Source organism: Micromonospora sp. NPDC049048 (genome assembly GCF_043197615.1).
Taxonomy (GTDB): domain Bacteria; phylum Actinomycetota; class Actinomycetes; order Mycobacteriales; family Micromonosporaceae; genus Micromonospora.
Window position 1 is genome coordinate 12,457 of the sequence record NZ_JBICTM010000008.1, and the last position, 22,007, is coordinate 34,463.

Consider the following 22,007-nt stretch of genomic DNA (forward strand, 5'->3'; position numbering starts at 1 on the left):
GGAAGGGAGACCCGTATGGCCCCGGACCAGTCGCTACTCGACCAGGTTTTCGACCGGTTGGCCGAGGACAACGCCCCTGACGACCTCGTTGATCTTGTGCTCGCCGCGTACGTCGGAGATGAGCAGCTTGCCGCCGTCCTCGGGGGAGAGCCCGTCGAGCTGCCGACCCGGGACCCGTCGACGCGACCGCGTCCACAGCCGCTCTTTCTCGAGTCGATCTCCGTCGCAGGCTTCCGAGGTGTCGGTCCACAGCAGAGCCTCCGACTGCAGCCGCACGCTGGGCTCACGCTCGTCGTGGGTCGAAACGGCTCGGGCAAGTCGAGCTATGCGGAGGCCGCTGAGCTGGCCCTGACCGGCGACAGTGCGCGCTGGGCCGACCGCAACAGCGTCTTCAAGGACGGCTGGCGAAACCTGCACTGCGGGTCGCCCTGCGAGATCGAAGTGCTGCTGCGCGCTGATGGAGCCGCGAAACCCATCCGGGTACGCCGATGGTGGCGCGATGACCACATGGAGGCCCACCAGGGCGTCAGCAACATCCTGGCAGATGACGGCAACCGCTACGGGGAGACGGCGGAGCTGGGATGGCAGCAACCACTCGAGGCATGCCGGCCATTCCTCACCGCGAGCGACCTCGCCCGGCTCATCACCTCCACGCCCAGTGGGCTCTTCGACGCGTTGGCCCCGATCCTCGGCTTGGACCCGATCATCGATGCTGACAAACGACTGATGCGGATCCGCAAGGATCTGAGTGATCAGATCGCCACGGTCAAGTCGGCGCGGGACGCGCTGCGGGTCGCGCTCGCCGGTGTCGACGACCCGCGGGCACAGACAGCGTGCGCGCTTCTCGCGAAGCGGGCTCCTGACCTCGATGCTCTCGACCAGCTGCTCGCCGACGCGGGCAGCGACGTCAGCGACCCGGTCGCAGTCGCGGCTCGCCGATTGGTCGCCGTAGCGCTGCCAGACCTGGCCTACGCCAGCGAGGTGGCCGACGAACTCATGGCTGCGGCAGCACAGGTTGCTGACCTCTCCGCCACCCAGGCTGGCACGGCCGACCAGGCGGCCCAGCTGCTCCGCATGGCAGTCACCTTCCACGCCGAGCACGGCGATGGCCCGTGCCCCGTCTGTGGCTCGCGAACCCTCGACGCCGACTGGCGAGCCCACGCCGGCGCCACTCTCGAGCAGCTGCAACGCGACGCTGTCGCCGTGGAGGAGGGGCACCGACGACTTCGGGATGCCCGCGCCCGGGTTTCGAGGCTGCTCGACCTCGACCGACGGATCAGCACCGACGATCTGGAGGCCTTGGCTGGCGTACTCGACCAGGCTGACATGGTGAAGCGGTTCCGTTCGCGGGCGGATGAGCTGCACCCTGTGAACGACCAGCTCTCACACGACCAGCTTGCCGGACACCTCCGGGCCACCTATCCGGCGCTGCTCGAGGCGTTCACGGAGTTGCAGGAGGCGACGAGCGCTTGGCTCCGGCAGCGCCACGACGCCTGGCGCGAGCATGCCGTCGCTCTGCAGGACTGGCTGATCCGGGCCCGGACCGCCGCCGAGAACGAGGCGAAGCTCAAGCGTGTCAACGCCGCCCGAGACTGGTTGAAGAACGCGATCACGGCGCTGCGCGACCAGCGGTTCCAGCCGTTTGCCCAGCGGTCTCAGGAGATCTGGGACGAGCTGCGGCAGGAGAGCAACGTCGAACTGAGCGGGATGCGCCTGGACGGCACCAACACCCGCCGCAAGATCTCCTTCCCCGCCAAGGTTGATGGCACCACCACCTCCGCCATGGCGGTCATGAGCCAGGGAGAGCTTCAGGCCCTCGGTCTGTCGGTGTTCCTGCCCCGTGCCTGCGCCGACGACAGCCCGTTCCGGTTCGTCATCATCGACGACCCGGTCCAGAGCATGGACCCGTCGAAGGTCGACGGCCTGGCGCAGGTGCTGGCCGGCCTGGCGGAGACCCGGCAGGTCGTGGTCTTCACCCACGACAACCGCCTGCCCGAGGCGGTACGCCGGTTGCGCATCGAGGCCACCATCTGGGCGGTCACCCGGCGGGACGAGTCGGTGGTGGAGATCCGAAAGAACAGCGACCCGGTCGAGCGGTACCTCAATGACGCCAGCGCGATCCTCAAGGCCGAGGAACTGCCCGACAACGCCCGCTACCCGCTGGTCTCCGGGTTCTGCCGTTCAGCTCTCGAGGCCGCCTGTCATGAGCGGATCCGGCGGGAGCGGATCGCGCGCGGCGAACGACACGGCGACGTGGAGGAACTCATCGAGAAGGCACTGACGCTCAACCAGGTAACGGCCCTGGCACTCTTCGGCGATCTGCACCGCGGTAAGGATGTGCTCGGCCGAATCAACCGCTTCGGTGGTTGGGCCGGTGATGCGTTCCAGGCCTGCAAGCAGGGCGTACATGGGCCGGGCACCTTCGATCTCGAGGTGCTGGTGCGAGACGCACGCCGACTCGCGGAGCACCTGCGATGACGGCCGGTCAGCTCGTGGCCGTCCCGCAGAACTGCCTGGAGGCTGCCGACCAGCTGCTGTCCAGCGTCGTACGGGGCACCCGCGGCGCTTGGCCACGAGCCTGCGCCTGGCTCCTTCGCCTCGCGCTCGAGGCCGCCATGGACGACTACTGGCGGCGCTGTCACCCGGAGGTCTTGCCGATGCGAGCCCGGTCGCCCCAGTTCCTGATCCTCGACCGCTACGCTGGCCGGCCCATCGCCGCCCGCGCCGGTTACGCCTGGTCGGCGCTGTCCCGCGCCGGCCACCACCACTGCTACGAGCTCGGCCTCACTGCAGGGGAACTACGCCGACTGCGGGAGATGGTCGCAACAATCGTCAGTGACCTTGCTGCGGCACGGGGTGGGCGCGAAGGGGGCTCCGATGACCAGGATTGACGTGGGATGCACGCGGTGTGTCACGGTCTGTGAGGACTTGCTGGGGCAGGTCGATCGACCCTCCGGGCAAGCCAGGTCACTGGAGGGCGGCCGGCTGGTCGCCAAGCTGGGGCCGGACCCTTTGAGGTTAGGGCGCCTCCGGCGAGGGCGCGCCGGCTCCAGGATGACCGGAGGTCATTTGCGGCCGCTGGCCTGGTGGGCGGTGGCGGAGTCCGGGTGCAGTCGCGTGAAACCGACCTCTCGCAGCCTGTGCCAGTGACTCTGGCAGCACCCGTCCTCGCCGAAGGGTCTCTATCGCTGCCGTGACCGCCTTGCTACTACTGTGTTGTAACCCTTTGGCCGAGGCGAGGAGTGCTCTGTGCCGCCAGTGCTGATCAACGGTAGGTTCATGCTCTCCGACGAGTCCCCCAGATTCGGTGGTCTGTCGGAGGTGCGGAGGGCCTTCGACAGCACAACCGCTGAGCTCGTCGCGGTCAAGCTACTCAACCCACCATCGGATGACGACGTCATCGAGATCTTCCTGCAGCGGGAGACGGAGACGCTCGGCAAACTTCAGCATCCGAACATCGTCCAACTGCTGGACTCCGGCTGGAGTGCGGAGCTCGGTAAGTACTTCATGGCGTTGGAGTGGGTCGACCGAAGCCTCAAGGACGAGCTCGACGCGGGGCGAACCTACGAGTGGCAGGAGTATTTCGACCAGATCGGGCTTCCGCTCGCCGCCGCGCTCAGCTATGCGCATGCCAAGGAGATTGAGCACCGGGACGTTAAGCCGGGGAATGTTCTTCTCGACACCGAGGGCAAGCTCAAGCTCGCGGACTTCGGGATTGCCAAGATCCGCTCCAAGGTGACAGACCCTGACAACACCGTCGCCGCCTTCCGGTCCGGCTTGTACGCGCCCCCTGAGACAGACGACTCAATCCCATACGTGCGAGACGTTTTCGCGTTCGGTGTGCTCGCGGTCAAGGTGCTCTCGCCGCAAGAGGTGAACAGCTACGCAGACCTCGAGCCGGCACTCAACGCCCTGACTGCCATGCCGCACGAGCTCCGTGACGTGCTGTGGACCTGTGTCGCGCTCGACCCCGCTGACCGCTTTAAGAACGCCGCAGTGATGGAGCAGAAGCTGACAGACGCGTGCCGCGTCTCGCAGCAGCGGGAGTCCCGGAAGCAACACGTGATCTGGCTAGGAATGACGCGAACCGCTGCCGCCTCTATCCTGCGAGTCAACCAGCAGCAGGTGGACTTCGGGCGGGCCCAGGCCGCCGTACTCAGCGATCTCGGCGAGGACCTACACATCGACTATGGGTTTGATAGCCAGAGTCGGCAGGTGGACACGCGTCGGCTCGTGTTCGCCGGACGCTCCATGATGTTGCGGGCCGTGCCAGACGATGAGCACGACGATCGAGTGCGGATCGTGAGCGCAACCGTGAAGGACGAGGACTCGCTGCGTCGATGGCGAGAGAAGGCTGTCGACGTGAGTCGCCTCCTGACGTTGCGATTCGACGACCCTGGAGAGGAGGCGGCCAGGGCCGGCCTCGACTTCGTGCTCGATCGGTTGGACGAAGACCAGCAACGCAAGCGCACCGTTGCAGAAAGTTCCGCAAAGGGCAAAGTAGAGACAGCGGACCTCTACGAGCAATGGCGCCGGTTGCTGGAGGCTCGCGAGGTGCTGGCGCGCGGAGAGCGGAAGCCCATTTCGTACACAGGCATCACTCAGCGGGGCCGCAACACCCTGTTTCACCTGGCCGAACCCCACGAGGCGTCCCTGATCGGCGAGGAGTGGGAGGTTGCCTACTCTCCCCAGGGATACTCGATCGATCGCGGCGAGGTGATCGAGCAGACGGACGATGGCATCCGCATCCAGTTCCGGAAGCAGACGAACAAGATACCGCGCAACGGTGTTTTAGTGCCGTATCTAGGGCCGAGCAAGGTAGCCCTGCAACGGCAACAGGATGCACTCGTCAACGTCCGGACGGGCCAGACAGCCAATCCGCGGCTGGGCCAGATCATCCAGGAGCCTGCCTCCCTTCAGGTCGGAGCTCCGGTCGAAGTGGTCGACTGGTCCCGCAAGAACCTCGATCGGAGCAAACAGGAAGTGGTCCGCCGCGCTCTGGGATCACAGGACCTCCTGCTCATCCAGGGCCCACCTGGCACCGGCAAGACGACCGTGATCGCTGAGATCGTGCAGCAGATCATCAAGAGGCGGCCAAACGCCCGGATCCTCATCGTCAGCCAGACCCATATCGCTGTCGATAACGCCTTGGAGCGCCTGGAGTCGGCAGGCGTAGAGGGCCTCGTGCGACTCGGCCGGCCGGACGATCCGCGAGTCGCTGGGAACGTCCGACATCTGCTTATCGACGGACGGATCAAGAAATGGGCGCGTGGCATACGTACCAAGGCCGCCACCTACCTGAAGCACGTAGCCTCTGCTCAAGGACTCGATGCTCGCCACCTCGAAGCAGCCCTACTGCTGGAGGAACTCGCAGCTGTTCAAGCCGACGTGAGCCACGTACAGGAGACGATCGCGCGGCTTGAGGCCTTGGTCAGCGGCGACAAGACCAGTGCAACGAGGAGCGCCGCCGGGGACTTGATTACCGCTCGCGAGCGCCTCGAACAGTTGCAGGCAAAGGGTGACGAGCTCGTATCGGACATCCAGCTCCTCCTCGACGGTGCCCTCACTCTTCCTGCCCGGCCCAGTGCCGCCGTGGCCCGCTCTGCCGTTGGCGCACTCCTCGGTGAGTCGCCGACAGCCCGGAAGCTGATGCATCTGCTCAGGTTGCAGGGCGAGTGGCTCCAGCGCATCGATACCGACATGAAGCTTGTGACCGCATTCCTGCGTACCACCAACGTGGTTGGTGGTACCGCACTGGGGTTTCTCAGCCATCCGGCGGCGCGCGACCTCGATTTTGATCTTTGCATCTTCGATGAGGCGTCCAAGGCGACCGCGACTGAGGCCCTGGTGCCTTTGGCCCGGGCGCGGCAGTGGATTCTGGTGGGCGATACGAACCAACTGCCGCCAATGGACGAAAATCTGCTGCGCGAACCCCGGTTGCTGGAGGAATACGGTCTCACCCCGGAGCTGGTCAAGACGACGCTCTTTCAGTACCTCACCGACCGGACCGCAGCACCGATTCGACACATGCTCACCGAGCAGTACCGCATGACACCTGCCATTGGCAATCTCATCTCGACCTGCTTTTACCGGGGCGAGCTCGTGTCGCCGACGCGCGATGTCTTGCGGGGCTACGATCGGCTCAACAAGCCGGTCCTGTGGCTCAACACGCGGCCACTTGGCGAACAGCGGCGCGAGTCGCAGCGCCTCCACGGCAACACGAGCATCGCGAATCCCGCCGAGGCGGCTCAGGCGACCGCGGTGCTCCAGGTGGTCGACCGGGCCGTTGAGCGACGCATGGTGACGCCCGACGGAGACAAGCTGAACATCCTCGTCATCGCCCCGTACGGACGCCAAGTCGAGGACCTTCGCCGGCGGGTCGCAGGCCTGCGTCCGTCGCACCTGGACGTCGATGTGCTGTCTGTGGATGCTGTTCAAGGGCGAGAATGCGATATCGCGATCTTCTCCGTTACGCGCAGCAATGATCGCGGGGACTTCGGCTTTATTGGCGAGCCTTACTGGAGGCGCATCAACGTTGCGCTGTCCCGAGCGCGATTCGGTTTGATCATCATCGGAGACGCCGAATTCTGCCGAGGTAAGCCGGGAGCGCTGCGAGACGTGCTCAATTACATCAGCGAGCACCCGGAGGAGTGCGAGATCCGTGACGCAAGCCGTTAGCAGTCCTGACACCCAGCTGGCGCTCCGGTTTCAGGGAGGCCGCCCCGGATGGGACCTAGTCGCCATCGTTGACGCTGCTATTCCGGTCACGCTGGTGACCGCCGATGTCCTGGCCCAAGACCGGAAGAAGCTGCCACCGCTCGACGAGTTCGTCCTTCGCTTCCTTGAGGCCGACGTTACGACGACAGACGGGCTAACCGGCTTCCTCGGATTGCCGGAGGCGATCGTGGCAGAGGCCGTCGCTGGCCAGTTCTCATCTGACAACGTCGCCTACCGCTATCATCCGGTCCGCGGGAAGACGCTGGAACTTACCGGCCGTGGCCGGATTACCGCCCGTGAACTCGCGTCGGTTAGCCCAGTGAACGTTGAGCTGCCCCTGATCTTCGACCGGCTACTCTGGCGCATCCGGCCGTACGACGACAGCCAGACGATTTCGCGGAGCGACGCCCAGCGAGACAACATCCTCGTGCTCCCCGAGTTGCGTCCGCAGAAGGTCGCATCCACCGACATCACGGCAGCGGAAATCAATGCCATCCTCCGAAGCGAAGGGGCGACCGAGCGGGAAGTGCTGGTTGTGAAGTCAGTACGGCAACGCCCGGCCAAGCGTTTGATGGCTGCGAAGGTGCTGGTCTATGCCGACGTGGCGCGAGAAGAAGTGCAGCTGGCTGTCGTCGTGGATGACGAACTCAGCCAGGACCACGAGATGGCGCTGCTGAGCCTCGGAGGGGCAGCCAGGTTGGGTATCAAGGCTGAGCATGCTGAGCCGAGACCCGTGCTCTCAGAGGAGCTGGAACGTGTTCGGGTGCCGCTGACGGAGGTGACACGCCAGCAGGCAGAGGCTCTATCCGGCGAGCACCTCGGCGAGGCGGTTCCACCCGTAGAAGGCACGGAAGTGCGCGGCATCGGTGTGTTCGAGCATCCCGCCCTGTTGGACGAGGCGCTGACCCAGGCGTCGCGCCGCATCCTTGTCGTCTCGCCGTGGATCAAGCGAAACGTCGTCAACACCACATTCCTCGGGAAGCTGGAGCAGCGGCTGCGGCGCAACGTCAGGGTGCATATCGCCTACGGGATCGACCCAGAGGAGCCGGAGTGCCACGAGGACGCCGTTCGCAAACTTGCGAATCTCGCCGCACGGTACCCAGAGCAGTTCACCTTCACGAGGCTGCGTAGGACGCACGCGAAGGTCCTCATCTTTGACGACGTCTGGATTACCACTAGCTTCAACTGGTTGTCGTTCCAGGGATCGGCCGACCGCACCTATCGCATGGAGGAAGGCACCCTCGTGCGGAGCAAGGAATTGGTCGACGAGCATTACGAGCATTACCTGACGGTGATTACGCAGAACCGCCTCACGACTTGATGTTGGAGGGGGATTCGTTGCAGACGTGGTCCGGGAATCTGAGCCAGATCTCCGTGCAGAGCGACATGACCAGGGCGGGATGTAGGGGGCGCCTGCGTCAGCGTGTTGGCGCGCTGCGCGGGCCGCAATTGCGGGGCTCCGCGGCGGGCGCTCGGGCTGGGTGGCCGGCACCTCTTGGTTGGCGGCGCCGGAGGAGCATCCCGAGCTACGGTAGCCAATCGAGTACCTTCAGTGGCTGATCGGGACTGTCAGAGGCTCACCGTAGTGTTCGCGCGGGCAGCGACGCGGTGGCATCAGGGAGTGTGATGGGCGACGAGTTTGGCGCGGACGATCGCGTCGGCGTGGGGGGCCGCTCAGATCTCGATCGCCTCGATCTGTACCGGTATGCGACCGCGGACGACCCGGCTGTGCGTGGGCAGTACATCGCGATCATGGGATTGTTTGCCGACACCCTGCTCACCGACCTGTCGGCCGCCGAGGTTGCCGCGCAACTCGCTGAACGGGGAGTCGGTCTCGCTCTCGACGACGTCGAAACCAGGTGCCGGCAGCTGGAGGGCTGGGGCAACCTTGTTCGGTCGGTGCGCGACAACCGGGTAGCTACGGTAGCCGATTTTCTACGGTCTCGTTCTCGATATCAGGTATCCAAGCTGGGCGGCCGGGTACACCGCCAGGTCGCGGACCTGCTGCGTGCCACCACCGGAGTGCGGGACGTCGCTCGTGAGCTGCTCGGCGGCATGGTGGAGACGCTCGACCGCATCCAGCCCCGGCTTTCTGACGCGACCGGATCTGTGGATGCCGAAGCGCTCGCCGCCGACGTCACCACTCTTTTCACCAGCCAGCAGTTGTTCACCGACAGCGTCCGCGACTTCTACGCCTACTTGCATCAGGTCCTCTCCCGTTACGACCTGGTCGGCGACGAATATGCGGCGTTCAAGGAGCTCCTCCTGTCGTACGTCGATCTGATCACTGCGGACGTGGCCCGGCACTCACCGGCGGTCGCAGCTCGCGCGGCAGCCCTGATCGACCACCTCGACACCCTGCTCGAAGTCCTCGCGACGCTACCGACGATGACTAGCCCGGACGGCTCGCCGGCCGAGCGGCTACCCGGCCGGACCCGGGCCGACTGGGAAGAGTTCGCCGCCTGGTACGGCGGGCACGACGGCCGGTCCGGCCCGCAGCAGCTGCGCGCCGCCGCCGAACAGGCCCTCGGCCAACTGCTGGCCAATGCCAAACGAATGCTGGCGGCCGCAGGCACCGGTGTGTCGCGCCGCGGAGATCTACTGCGACTGGCTCGCTGGTTCGCCGATGCCGAAGCCAATGCGGAGACAGAGAAAGCCCACCGGCTGTTCGCCGCGGCGTTCGGTGTATACCCCGCCCGGCATTTGCTGCTCGGCCCGGACGAGGTCAGCCCACGTGCCAGCGCCTCGACTTCATGGTGGGACGCCGACCCGGTCGACGTGCCGGTGTCACTGCGCGAGCGAGGCGATCGCGCAGCCCGAGGGAGGACCGCCCGGGTTCCCGACGTGGCGATGGAGCGTGAAATCCAGCTCGCCGAGGCACGCGCCGAGCGTGAGCGCGACGAGGCCGCAGCGGCGGAACTCATCGCAGCCGGCGTCCTCGACCGGGTGCGGATCGCGCCCGCCGCCCGCGACATGGCCCTCGACCGGCTTGGCGAGCTGCTCGCCATGGGCCAGGACGACAGCGACGCGCTCGAATGGGCCGACACCGACCTCGGATTCATCCTGCACGCCCGACGCGCACCCGCCCGGTCCAGCGTGATACACGCCCTCGACGGCGATCTGACGATCGACGGCCTGATCCTCGAGGTCACCGCCATCGACAGCGCCGCATCGGGAAGCGCTCCCGGTGCGGCAACCGGAACGGACGGCTGAAGTGGCGGTATCGATTGTTGCCCATGAGGTCACCCAGCGCAGAGACGCCGCACGGGCGCTGCTGCGCACACCGCTGCTGACCGCGGCAACCGACCGGGACGCCCTCGCGCTGATTCGCCACCACGCCGCAGCGCTCAAGAGCAGCTTTGCGACCGCGCTTGGCTACATCCTGGTCGTTGAGCCGACTTTCGCCCGCCTCGTCAAAGCTCCGCTACCGGCCGCGACACCTGTCCGGCCGGCCCGCCGCAACAGCGGCGGAGAGTTCACGGCTCGCACCTACACATACCTGGCATTGATATGTGCCGCGGTACTCGCCCCCGACACCGGCGAGCAGGTGCTCGCCTCTGCCTTGGTCGAACAGCTGCGCGCCGACGCCGCCACGGTGGGCATCGACCTCGACGACTCACGCACCGAAAAACGGCATCTCGTCGCCGCGCTACGCCAGTTGATCGCCTGGGGCGTGATCGAGGAGACCGACGGCAACGTCAGCGGCTGGGGAGAGCGTCAGGAAGAAGCCCTGTTGACCGTTCATCGGCAGATGCTTCCGCACTTGCTGGCTCGGCCTCTTGCCGCGCTCGACGGCCCAGAGGCGCTGGTCACATCGAGCCCCGATGTGACGGAGCAACCTCGACGCAGCCTGCGCCGCAAATTGGTCGAGAACCCTCTGGTGCGCCGTGAAGATCTCACCGACGCCGAGCGCGACGTGTTGTCTCGGGAACGCACTGACCTGACCCGTACGCTCGACGACCTGTTTGGCCTGGTGCTCGAGGTCCGCGCCGAGGGAGCACTCGCCTACGACCCCGACCGGCACCTGTCCGATGTCGAATTCCCCGGTCCTGGCAAGGTGAAGCAGGCCGCGCTGTTACTCGTCGACGAGCTGCTGCGGGTGCACAAACCGACCGCAGGCAAGACCGCAGAACTGCACGGCCGCCAGGTACCCGGGTTGCTGTGCCCATGGCCGCAGGTGATCCGCATCGTCGCAGATCTCGCCGCCCGCCACGAGAAGATGTGGGGCGCAGAGCACGTGTCCGACCCCAGCGTGCTGTGCAGGGACGCCATATCCGTCCTCACCTCGCTCAGCCTCGCCGAGACCACCGAAGACGGCCTGGTCCTGCACCCGGCCGTCGCTCGCCACCGCCCCAACGTGCAGCTCGCGCCCTCCCAGACCCGCGCCCACGAGCGTCTGGAACCCGACGCCCCCGTCGCACCGTCCCTGTTTGACTTGGAGAGTCCGTGACCCCCGCCGCCCCGACCATGGCCGCCGAGGACCTCGACCAAACTCCCCGCAAACACCACCCGTCGCGATGGCGCATCAACCGTGGCGGCATCGTCAACGTGTGGTATTACTACGACTCTGAGTTCACCTGCTCCGGGGGGCGGATCATCTGGCGCGGCACGAATGGCGCCGGTAAGAGCCGGGCCTTGGAGATGCTTCTCCCTTACCTGCTGGACGCCGATCGACGCAACATCGACGCGTCCGGGGCGAAGAAGGTTCGCCTTGAAGACCTCATGGCTGCCGGCGCAGGCGAAAAGGCCGGCGGCAATCGCGTCGGATACCTGTGGCTGGAACTCATCGGCGAGTCCGATGACTCGGAAACCGAGTACCTCACGCTCGGCGCCTTCATCCGGTTCTCGAAAGCCAGCGCCGAGGCAAAACCTTGGTACTTCATCACACCCCTGCGGGTGGGAGTCGATCTCCACCTGCTGGACGACAGCCGCGAACCGCTATCGCGTGACCGGCTTGCCGAAAAGATCGGCTCTGACCGGCTCACCGACACCGCAGAGACACACCGCGAGCGAGTACGCACCCAGGTGTTCGCCCTCACCGGTGACTCCGGTCGCGAACGCTACACCGGACTGCTGCAGTTGCTGCACGTACTGCGCAACCCCGACGTCGGCAACCGCATCGAAGCGGGCCTGCTCCCGGCGATCGTCTCTGACGCGCTGCCGCCGCTGTCCGAGGCCGCGTTGGCAGCCGCCGGACAGCAACTCGATGCGCTGTCAGATACACGCGACGCCCAGCAGCGGCTGGAGAAGGCGGCCAACGATGTGGGCACCTTCCTGGCGACCTACCGTCGATACGCCGCTGGGGTGCTGCTGGCCGCCAGCGACCAAGCGAAAACCACAGCCGCGAGTGCGCGCCGGAGCGCGCGGGAATCAGACGACGCCCACAGCCAACACGAGCGTCTGCAGGCGCAGCATAAGCAGACTCTCGACACGCTGAGCCAGCTGGAAAACCGCGCCGAAGAGCTCGACGGAACGATTGGCGGCATCAAGACATCCAGTGAGTACACAGACGCCCAGCAGCTCATCGAGACCGAGCGGCGTATTGCGGCACTTCGCCAGACCGCCGAACGGGCACTGACCAACGCCCGAATATCACGGGACGCCGAAGCCGGTCTGGTCGCCACCTCCGACGAACGCGCCGGTGAAGTGATGGCCGCCGCCAACGCCGCTGCGCAGACCCTCGCCGAAGCGCGTGACCTACTCACCAAGGCGGGGCTGACCGCCGACCTTCTGCCCGCCGCAGCCGGCGCTACTGTCGACGACGAACTCTCGACCACCGAAAACGTCCGCACCGACTGCGATAGCGCGCCCAGCCCGGTCAAACGTCCCACGCCCAAAACTCTCACCTTCACCCTCGACGAGCCGAGACGGGCAGCCGAAACCGCTCGCCACGTCGCTCGCGCCGCCAAGGAACGAGCCGGTCAGGCCCTCAACCGACATGCAACCGCAGTGGCGCTGCGGGAGCAGATGCGCAAGGTCGAGCACGCGGAGGAGCGTGCCGGCGACGCCAGAAACGAAGCGGACACCGCCGCCGAGGAAGCCGATCAAGCAGCCGCCCGGCGCGACGACGCTGCAGCCAGCCTCGCGGTGAACTGGCGCAATTGGGTCGCCGACCCCACCACCGAAGAACTCCTCGGACCAGTCGACTGGCACACAACCGCCCTCGCTCGGGTCTTGGCCGACATCGACGCCCTCGCCGGTGATGACGGTCTGCCGATCGACGCCTTCGACCGGGCAGCCGACGAGGCCGCCCGACCGGCCCGGCAGCGGATATCCGACGACCGCGCCGACCTCAATCGGCGGAAGAACGACGTCACCGACCGCCGGGAAGCCCTGCACGCTGAGGCAGCCGACCTCCGCCGGGAACGGGATCCGGAACCGGCGCGGGCGCCATGGCAAACTTCGACTCCCACCGGGTGCGTGCCGCTGTGGCGTGCCGTCGACTTCACGGACCCGAAGCTCAGTGACGACGACAAGGCCGGAATCGAAGGAGCGCTGCACGCCGCCGGACTCCTCACCGCCGACCTCACTCCCGACGGGGCCGTCACCGCAGCCAATGGCCAGATCCTGCTCACCACCACCGGCCCGACCGTCAACCGGCCGCTGAGCACCGTGCTCGCACCGGACCCAACCTGCCCGATCGAGCCCGGAATCTCCGCTAGCGTCCTCGCTCGGATCGCCCTGGACGACCCCAACGCCCCCGTCTGGGTCGCCCGCGACGGCAGCTGGGGCAACGGCCCGCTGACCGGACGCCATCGCGTGCCCGCCGCCTCGCACATCGGCGCCCAGGCCCGCGCCGCCGCACGCGCCACCCGCCTTGACGAGATCGCCACCGAACTCGACGCACTGGCTGACATCGACAGCCAACACAAGGCCGAAGGGGACGCGCTGGCCGATCGGCAACAACAGCTCGACTCCCACCTCGGCACCGCACCCCGCACACGACAGCTGACTCAGGCACGAGCGGACGCTTCCGCCCAGGCACAGCAGGCCCGCAACACCACCGGCAAGGCCACGCGTCTGCGCGCAGAGGCCGAGCGGATGCGCCGCGATCTCGACGCCCGCCGCCGACAACACGCTGAAATGTGCCGCGCGTCCGGCCTGCCGACGGGCATCGACGAACTTGCTACAGCGCGGCAGGCCGCCGAATCCGCCGCAGGCTCCTGCACGCGGCTCGCCGACGGCTTCAGCCAACTCGGCGAATACATCGACCGACACATCCGCGGGGTCAGCGAAGTGCACAAGGCCACAGCCAACCGGATGACGGCCGAGTCGACCGCTGACGAGGACTGGGCGCTATGGCACCATGACGCAGCAGAGTTGACTGCTCTACGCGAAGCCATCGGCGCTGACCCCGAAGAGGTCTTCACCCGCCTAAAGACCGCCGAAGACGAAGCCCGCCGGACCAAGCGCGCACTCTCAGACACCCGGAAGGTTGAAGGTGAGCTGGGACGTCAAGTCGCCGCCGCAGCGGTGACCGCTAAGCACAACAAGGATCAGGCCACCGCTGCACGTAGGGCACTAGCGGACGAGGTAGCGCGGCTGCACCGCGTCGCCACCCTGCCCGGCATCACCGAAGCCGCCCTGAACACGGGCCGGTCGCTCCCGCACCTGCCGGCTGCGGACCCTGTCTCCATCGACCCGGGGGCGGTGGAGACCGCGGCCCAACAGCTTGCTGACGCCATCGACCGCAGCGGCCCAACCGTTGACGAAACCGTCGTCGTGCGCGCACAACAACGCCTCGAACAGGACCTCACTGGCACATTCGACGTGCAACCCACCCTGACCGACGGAGTACGGCTGGTTGACCTCGTCGACGCCGCCGGCACCCACACCATCCCCGCCGCACACACCACATTGCAGCGCAAAGTCGACGAAGGCCGGACGGCTCTGTCTGAGCGGGAACGTCAAGTGTTCACCAAGTTCATCCTCGACGGCGTCGCCGACGAACTTCAGCGACGGCTGGGCCAAGCTCATGGCTTGATCAAGGCAATGAACGCCAGCCTGCGAGCCATCCACACCTCACACGGCATCGGCGTCCGGGTGCAGTGGACGCTCAAATCCGACGCCACATCAGCACTGGCCCGGATCAGCGAACTCGTCGCCCTTGCCAACGACGTTCGTTCCGAGGCGGACAACGCCGAACTCATCGACTTGATCAAAGCCCGCGTTGACGGACAGAGGAACGTCGACGCGAACGCCGGGTACACCGCTCACCTCAAAGCCGCCCTCGATTACCGGTCCTGGCATGATGTCGAAGTCATCATCCGCGGCCCCGCGGCAGGACAAGAGCGGCGCATCAGCAAACGATCGAAGCTCTCACAGGGCGAGACCCGCTTCGTGTCCTACGTAACCCTGTTCGCGGCCGTCGACGCCTACCTTTCCGGCCTGCCCGACACCTCCCGAGCACTTCGGCTCATCGTCTTGGACGACGCGTTCGCCAAAGTCGACAACCGCACCATCGGTGTACTGATGGGCCTACTGGTACGCCTCGACATCGATTTCGCCATGACCGGCCATGCCCTCTGGGGCTGCTACCCGCAGGTGCCGTCGCTCGACGTGTACGAGGTCCGCCGCCGTGAAGGCAGCGCGGCAATCACCACCCACGTGCACTGGGACGGACACACCCGGCACCTAGGGTCAGTGGAATGACCCAAGCTCCGTTGCCCGACCGCCTGCGCGCCTACCTCGGGCACCAGTCACTGACCCCGGTATGGGAACGCGCCCGGCAACGACTGGAGCGCAACCGGCTGCAGCCCACCGGAACGATCAGCGTTGACCTCAATGAAGAGGCAGCAACCCGGCTCGGCGGTCTGCTCGGCCGGCCATATGCCGCAGGCTCGGCCAGAGTACAGCTGGCATCACTCGACGAGGCGCTACGCCGCAGCGCCGCCGCGGCCGGGCTCGTCGCTGTCCTCGGCGCCCTCACCGGACCGCTCGTCGACCGTGCCGCTGCCCGCGGCCAGAAGGCGGCGGCCTGGTCGCAGGTATGGTCCGCACTCGACACCGGCCTCGCTGCGGCAGGGCTCGCCAACGCGTCATGGGCACCCGCGTTCGCCGACGGCGTGCGACGCTCCGGGCTGCTCACCCGAGCCGGCGCACCGGCCGCGCACGCCGCGGTCAACGCCGCCGTCGTCGTCCTGTTCGAAATCGCCGACGGCACCGTGCTCTCGGGAGGCGAGAAGTTGATCGAATCCCGGTGGGAGCTGGGCGAACTCGCCAGCACAACCACCGGAAACGCGCACGGGCTTGACGACGGCGCCCTCACGGCCGCCCTGGTGTTACGCGCAATCGCCGAGGCCGCAGGCGAACCCGCACCCGCTTCACCCAGCGAGCGCCGTGCCCTGTGGGAGACGGTCGGCGTAACGAAAGATCAGGTGTCGGGTACCGTCATGGTTTGGGCGCTGCGCCCGCCAGGTACACACCGATGGTCGACCATGATGACCGACCGCGCCGACCTCGGGCTGGTCACCCATCTCACTCTGCACGAGCTGCGCGCCATGGCAGACCTTCCTCTCGCCAAACCAGGCCAGCGGGTGTACGCGTGCGAGAACCCCCAGGTGCTGCAGGCCGCCATCCGTGCCAGTGCCCCGGCACCTCTGCTGTGCTTCGCAGGTAACCCGGCCTCGGCCGGCCTCGTACTGCTGTCTCGCCTGATCGCAGACGGCGCGACCGTGAGCTACCACGGGGACTTCGACTGGCCCGGAGTTCGCATCGCCGCTCGGTTGTTTGACCGCGGTGCGACGCCGTGGCGGATGGGAGCACACGACTACATGGACGCAGTAAGCACCCTGAACACCAACGCCCGCCTCGCTCTGTCCGGGGCCGGGGCACCCACACCGTGGGAGCCTGGACTCGCTGCGGCAATGGAGCACGAAGGCATTGCCGTCCACGAGGAAGCACTTCTGCCCACACTGCTTCCCGACCTCGCCGGGCGCGCCAACTCGCCTGTGCAAGGCTGAACCGCACCGCCGACCAGATGCAGGCCGTGACGACAGCATGCGAGGCCGGCCCGGCGCCCAACACCGCCAAAACGGGAAGCCTGGTCCCGGAACCCTTGGACACGGCGTGCTTGCCAGCTTCGGCGCATCCGCTGGCGACCTCCTGATCGTCCTGGCCGCGCTGACACGATGGTCGATCCACCCGGACGACGACCACGTCGTGACCGTCACGCACGACGAGGCGCTCGACAACCTCCTCGACTACACCGATCTCGGCGAGTCGCCTGACGTGCATGCCGGCGCCGCCGCCCTCACGATGATCACGAGCACCGTGACCAACCTTCGCGACGCCGACTGGCGCCCGTGGCAAGCCCGCAGCCGCGCACGCCGCCTGCTCGTCCAGCCCTTGGCCGAACTGCCCGACGGCACGATCATCATCGCCCCGAACTTCTGCTACGCCGCCACCTCGGTTTACCTGAGATGTTTTTCAGCAGGGCATGCTGCCGTGGAGCCGGAACCACCGGCCCCGGTCAGCCGCGCACTGGTCCGTTTCCGCGACGACCGCAACAAAGCACTCGAAGACGACCTCGCCGATCTGCTGTCCGCCGCCGGGTACAGCACCCTCAACCGGGTCAAGGAGACTGCCCCGCAGCGCATCGGCATCCTCGCCGGACGCCCCGGCTCCCGCACGATTTGGTTGCTGGCGTTCAAGGACCCGGCCGACACCTTCGTCACGCCGGAAGTCCGGCGCCACCTCGACACCGGTCACCAGAAGTCGCCCGCCTACCTGACCCAGCTGCAGAGGAAGCTCGCCGACCTCACCCCGTACGGCGCTCAGATCGTTGCCCGGCTCCACCCGTCCCTGCAGCTCACCGACGGCGACTACACGATGCGGCCCCTGTTCGGCATCCGACGCCCGGTCCCCGCAGCGTTTGCGGGCGGGCCGATCCCCTTTCATCGCCATCGGTGGCCTGCTCGCCTACCTTGCCGACCATGACGAATGACGTGTGGGGGTGAGCGGGTCAAGGATCGTCCGGTGATCGGCGGCGAGTTGTAGGCGGTCGGCACCGAGCGCAGGAGTGACCTCTGCCGGTCCTTTATCGATATCGGAATCGATGACCGGCCGATGAGGCACACCGGACCTACCAGACTTCTGGCCCCATCGCGTCGCAGCCGAGAACATCTTGATGTCGTACCGGCCGGCTACGGTGTCGCTGCGTGGGCAGCCGCACCCTCGGCTGACACCACCGTGGAACCCACGACCAGGACGAAACGTGGTTGCGACGTGGCCGAACCCGGAGAGGAACTGGCCTGTATGACCCGGACAACAGCACAGAGCGAGCGCATCGGCGTCTCCGCCGTCGAAGGCGCTTTCAGCATCATGGGCTGGGCCTTCCGGGAACAATCTGTGTCCGACCACGGGATCGACGCCCTTGCCGAGGTCGACGGGCTCACAGCCGAGCCGTCGGGACGGTATCTTGCCGTGCAGATCAAGTGTGGGCCGTCCTACTTCAAACGCCGGACCGCCGGCGGCTGGCGGTTCATGGGAGAACCACGACACCTGCGGTACTGGCTTGCGAACCTGATGCCCGTGATCCTGGTGATCGTCGACGCCGATACCCGGGCCGGCTACTGGGTCCAGATCACGCACGACGCCGTCCGCTACACCGACAAGTCCTGGTGGATCGAGATACCAGAAGCGCAGATCCTCGACGACCGAGCACAGCTGCGGCTTCGCGAGCTCGCGCTCGCCACCGTTCCGGCAATTGCGGACCCCGTCGAGCAGGCGCTGCCGTTGCTGCCGCCGTCTGCGGTGGAGATGCTGTCGGCGCTGCGTCCAGTCGACCGGGACGGGGCACTTCGCTTGGCGAAGTTTTTGAGCGAGGGTCGCGAACAGTCCCGGGACACGGTGGAGGCGCTGCTGGACGCGAGCCGCGGCTGGTCGCACGCGAGCACGTTGCGGCTGGCGACGATCGGCGCGTATGCCAACGAGCACGGCCATCGTGACCTGGCAATGAGAGCGTTCGCGTTGGCCTCCGCACGGACCGTGCCCGAGGCGGCCATGGCCGAACGGGTCCGGCTCGCCGGCGTCGCGGCCGTGATGGCGATGGTGGCTGACGACCGCCAGCACGCGAACGACCTGCTACGGCTCGCCCGCGAGCACGCCGGGGCGAGCCTGCTCGCCGACGTTGCAGTCTGCGCCTTCGACGCCGACGAAGCAGGCCGTGAAAATGCCCTCGAAACACTGCTCCGCAACGCTTCGGATGAACAACTCGACGCCGAACCCACCTGCCTGCTGTTTCTCGCCGAACGTGCGTTCGCACGGGGAGATCTCGACCAAGCGCTGACGCTGTACGACCGGTCTTGCCGAAGGTTCCCGCGCATCGTCGGCGGCAGACTCGGGCAGGCGCGCGTGCTGATCGAACGCATGGTCCGAGGCAGTTCGGTGGTGCCGCACCACGACCAGCGCCGCGCGGTCGAGCTGGCCGTAGCCGTCCGCGACGAGATGCGCCGGTGGGCCGGGCCCAGCGAGGACGCCCACCGGCTCGTCGTGCAGGAACGCATGCTCGCCCAGGCCTTCACCGAGGTCATCGAGCTGGCCACCCCCGTGGACTTCGGCGGGCAGGCCACTGATCGGGAGGCTGCCGATCCCACGGTCGCCATCGTCGGCGCCCAGGCCAGCATCGCCCTCGGCGACCGTGCGCGGGCCGATCGGTTCGCCGACGCGATGCGTGACACCACGACCGAACCGCTGCTACGCGCCCTCGCCGCCGATCCCCGTCAGCCCCGGGAGCAGACGGTCATTGCGTGGAAGGCCGCGCTCGACGCCGCTGACACCGCGTTCGCCGCCCGGATCAGCCTGCATCGCCTCGCCGCGCACGGAGCCCTCGCACCGGCCGATCTCGACCGCTTGGGTGCGCTGGCGAACCTCGACGACCACGATCGGCTCCTGTTTACAGCCCGCCACACCGCCGCGGCCGGAGACCTCGATGCCGCAGTCGCGATGCTACGGTCGCAGCCCTCGCCGGCTGCTGGGGAGATGCTGGTCGAACTGCTGCACGAGGCGGGTCGTTTCGACGAGGCGCTCGCGGTCTGCGATGAGATCTGGAGAATCTACGGGGCGCTTAAAGGCCTCCAAGACAAGATCAACATTTTGGCGTCGCGCGGCGACTTCGACGGAGCCGAGGCCTGCGCCGCACAATTGCTCGCCACCGGCGAGCTCCCCGCCGAACATCGTCGGCAACTGCACCGCCGCATGATCGAGCGACGCACGACGCTCGGGGACTGGACGGGCATGGAGGCGGTCTGCCGCACCGCGCTACGCGACCAGGCCGACGACGCCGAGTATGGCTGGGGGCTGATCTACGCCCAGCTCAACCAGGACCACTGGGACGCGGCCTGGACCACGTACTGCCAGCTACGCCCAAACGTCTTCCACCCGAGCGTCGTGCGCGCATGGGTTGAACTGCACCTGAAGTTCGGTGTCGGCCCGCAGTGTCAAGCCACGGCCATGAACTTGATGGACCGCTTCGAGTCGGATCACGACGCGCGTGCCCAACTCGCGAGGCTCGAAGCCCAGGACTGAGTTACGGGAGTCGCGGATGAACGGAGCAGACGGCGAGTGGACGCCCGATAATGTTGCTGCCATGATCGGCGACCCTTTTTATGCCGTGAACATCGACCCCGACCTGGTTGGCGCGCACGATCCGATAATTCGGAGGAAGAATGGGTTGCGGCGAACGCGGGATTGACCAGCGAGCTTGATCCAGAGCCTTATCTGCGTAACCTTGTGGCGATCCTCAAGGGCGCGTACCCGAGGGGGTGACAACTTCAGCGTCCCCTTGAAATTATGCGCCGGTGCCGTCGCTGGTGTCTCTCGGCGCGAACTCCAGCGCAGGCTATGCCGGCTGGAGATGCCCTTTCTCGGTGGCCGGATTGACGACTGTGCTGCCATCGGCGCAGGCGGATCGAATTGGCTGCTCAAATTGCGCCACGCGGCAGCTCATGCCAGTAGTGTTACGCATCGTGAAGTGCTAGGCTTAACGCATGAGCACCCGTTTGTATAACGGGTGCTACGCACGGGTGGCCGAATCCCCCCTCGGACACACAAACCCTTACCCCACGGTGCGCGCTGAGATCCACTGCGGCGCGCACCGTTTGCGTTTCTGGCTGGTAGGTGAGCCGAGCCCGAGTTGCCGGTAGACCCCGGCCTTGTCGGTGGGGTCGGCGTCGCGGAGCACGGTGGCGATGTCGCCGAGCGCCGTCACCAGGCTCGTGATCTCTGCTCGGCTCATGCGGCGTGGGCTGTTGCCCGCCTTCGCGTGGAGGTCGGCTTCGGCGCGGGCGCGTTCGATCTGGGGTTTGGGTGATCCATTCGGTGACCACCGCCGGGTCGGCACCGGCGTCGAGGGCTGCTCAGTAGCGCTCCGGCTTGGCGTCGCATTCGGTGATGATTGCCTGGGCTGCCTTGGTATGACCGGGCGGATGATCCAGGGGTTGGGCGTCACGTTGTCCGGCAGCCCGATGTCCACGCGCAGCGCGCGCGGATCCGGTGTGACGCGTGACTGCACGGCGACGGCCGCCTGCGTGGGGAGCAGTCGGGTGCGCTGAACGGCGTTGAGTTGCATCCAACAGCACGCAACGGCGCTCAACTGCACCCGCGCCCACCTGCGGGTTCTCGTTTCTGCAGGTCAGAGTCGGTGCGCGTCCTTGTCACGCTCGTCGCGCGAGGGCTGTCCAACGACGAGATCGCGAAGCATCTGGTGATCAGCCCGATGACCGCCAAAACTCACGTCTACCGCGCGATGGTCAAGCTCCATGTCCGTGATCGCGCCCAACTGGTGATTCTCGCCTACGAGACCGGGCTGCTGACGCACGCCCGCAGCGCGTCAGGGCGCAGCGCGGAACTCGCCGTTCGACCGGGGTCATGATATCGCTAACATCACCTGGCATCGATTTACCTGACCGGGGTCGCCGGCCCGGGCGCCCAGTCGGGATGTCGCGGTCCGGCGGGGCCGACGCCGGCTTCTCGCTCGCCGAACCCCATCTCGCGACTGTGCGCCCCCGGCGATGCGCGCCGCCCCCGGCGCGCTCCGACTGTGCCCCGGAGGTGTGGGCATTGAGGCGCCGGCACGTATTGACGAACGGGATGTTATCGCTCACTCTCGATGTCGAGGATGACGGCACCTGTGGCTCACCGGGCGAGCTCGCTGGCCGAACCTCGCGTCCAGGGCATCCCAGGGGTGAGCGGACGTCGCTTCAGGACCATCAGCAGCTGTGTGCGACAGCCGGTCCGACTGCCCGTGCCAGCGCGGACCGGCCGACGACGACCGGCGGAGCGCACCTGAA

Annotated in this window: 11 protein-coding genes and 1 pseudogene; 11 read left to right on the top strand and 1 reads right to left on the bottom strand. The window is 66.8% G+C overall.

Annotated features, from left to right (window positions below):
- Positions 1 to 15: 15 nt before the first annotated feature.
- The 10 genes from ACGFIG_RS23925 (at position 16) to ACGFIG_RS23970 (ending at position 20,244) form a co-directional block, all read left to right on the top strand.
- On the top strand, positions 16 to 2,478 hold the full coding sequence (locus ACGFIG_RS23925; protein ID WP_393006354.1) for an AAA family ATPase: 2,463 nt from the start codon (positions 16 to 18) through the stop codon (positions 2,476 to 2,478).
- Positions 2,475 to 2,891: a hypothetical protein gene (locus ACGFIG_RS23930; RefSeq protein ID WP_393006356.1), complete on the top strand. Its 417-nt coding sequence runs from the start codon at positions 2,475 to 2,477 to the stop codon at positions 2,889 to 2,891. The genes ACGFIG_RS23925 and ACGFIG_RS23930 overlap by 4 nt, the downstream gene beginning before the upstream one ends.
- Before the next feature lie 388 nt (positions 2,892 to 3,279).
- Positions 3,280 to 6,678 carry an AAA domain-containing protein gene (locus tag ACGFIG_RS23935; RefSeq protein ID WP_393006358.1) on the top strand — a complete coding sequence of 1,133 codons (3,399 nt, stop codon included), beginning with the start codon at positions 3,280 to 3,282 and terminating at the stop codon, positions 6,676 to 6,678.
- A 94-nt stretch (positions 6,679 to 6,772) separates the two neighbouring features.
- On the top strand, positions 6,773 to 8,038 hold the full coding sequence (locus ACGFIG_RS23940; protein WP_393006360.1) for a hypothetical protein: 1,266 nt from the start codon (positions 6,773 to 6,775) through the stop codon (positions 8,036 to 8,038).
- 305 nt (positions 8,039 to 8,343) lie between these two features.
- Positions 8,344 to 9,930, top strand: coding sequence for a TIGR02677 family protein (locus ACGFIG_RS23945; protein WP_393006362.1), 1,587 nt, complete (start codon positions 8,344 to 8,346; stop codon positions 9,928 to 9,930).
- A gap of 1 nt (position 9,931) precedes the next feature.
- Positions 9,932 to 11,167 carry a TIGR02678 family protein gene (locus tag ACGFIG_RS23950; RefSeq protein ID WP_393006363.1) on the top strand — a complete coding sequence of 412 codons (1,236 nt, stop codon included), beginning with the start codon at positions 9,932 to 9,934 and terminating at the stop codon, positions 11,165 to 11,167.
- Positions 11,164 to 15,369, top strand: coding sequence for a TIGR02680 family protein (locus ACGFIG_RS23955; protein ID WP_393006365.1), 4,206 nt, complete (start codon positions 11,164 to 11,166; stop codon positions 15,367 to 15,369). The genes ACGFIG_RS23950 and ACGFIG_RS23955 overlap by 4 nt, the downstream gene beginning before the upstream one ends.
- Positions 15,366 to 16,679, top strand: a complete 1,314-nt coding sequence (locus ACGFIG_RS23960; RefSeq protein WP_393006367.1) for a TIGR02679 family protein — start codon at positions 15,366 to 15,368, stop codon at positions 16,677 to 16,679. The genes ACGFIG_RS23955 and ACGFIG_RS23960 overlap by 4 nt, the downstream gene beginning before the upstream one ends.
- A gap of 106 nt (positions 16,680 to 16,785) precedes the next feature.
- Positions 16,786 to 17,655 carry a hypothetical protein gene (locus ACGFIG_RS23965; protein ID WP_393006369.1) on the top strand — a complete coding sequence of 290 codons (870 nt, stop codon included), beginning with the start codon at positions 16,786 to 16,788 and terminating at the stop codon, positions 17,653 to 17,655.
- A 288-nt stretch (positions 17,656 to 17,943) separates the two neighbouring features.
- Positions 17,944 to 20,244, top strand: coding sequence for a DUF4365 domain-containing protein (locus ACGFIG_RS23970; protein ID WP_393006371.1), 2,301 nt, complete (start codon positions 17,944 to 17,946; stop codon positions 20,242 to 20,244).
- Between the two features lie 529 nt (positions 20,245 to 20,773).
- On the opposite strand, the gene ACGFIG_RS23975 is transcribed toward ACGFIG_RS23970, so the two are convergent.
- On the bottom strand, positions 20,774 to 21,286 hold the full coding sequence (locus ACGFIG_RS23975; protein WP_393006373.1) for a hypothetical protein: 513 nt from the start codon (positions 21,284 to 21,286) through the stop codon (positions 20,774 to 20,776).
- 81 nt (positions 21,287 to 21,367) lie between these two features.
- Between ACGFIG_RS23975 and ACGFIG_RS23980 the strand changes: the two are divergent.
- Positions 21,368 to 21,589 (top strand): annotated as a pseudogene (locus ACGFIG_RS23980) (response regulator transcription factor); the annotation flags it as partial.
- Positions 21,590 to 22,007: the final 418 nt, after the last annotated feature.

Coding starts and splice junctions, on each gene's coding strand:
- ACGFIG_RS23925 (WP_393006354.1), top strand. CDS start 16: ATGGCCCCGGACCAGTCGCTACTCGACCAGGTTTTCGACCGGTTGGCC.
- ACGFIG_RS23930 (WP_393006356.1), top strand. CDS start 2,475: ATGACGGCCGGTCAGCTCGTGGCCGTCCCGCAGAACTGCCTGGAGGCT.
- ACGFIG_RS23935 (WP_393006358.1), top strand. CDS start 3,280: ATGCTCTCCGACGAGTCCCCCAGATTCGGTGGTCTGTCGGAGGTGCGG.
- ACGFIG_RS23945 (WP_393006362.1), top strand. CDS start 8,344: ATGGGCGACGAGTTTGGCGCGGACGATCGCGTCGGCGTGGGGGGCCGC.
- ACGFIG_RS23960 (WP_393006367.1), top strand. CDS start 15,366: ATGACCCAAGCTCCGTTGCCCGACCGCCTGCGCGCCTACCTCGGGCAC.
- ACGFIG_RS23975 (WP_393006373.1), bottom strand. CDS start 21,286: ATGCAACTCAACGCCGTTCAGCGCACCCGACTGCTCCCCACGCAGGCG.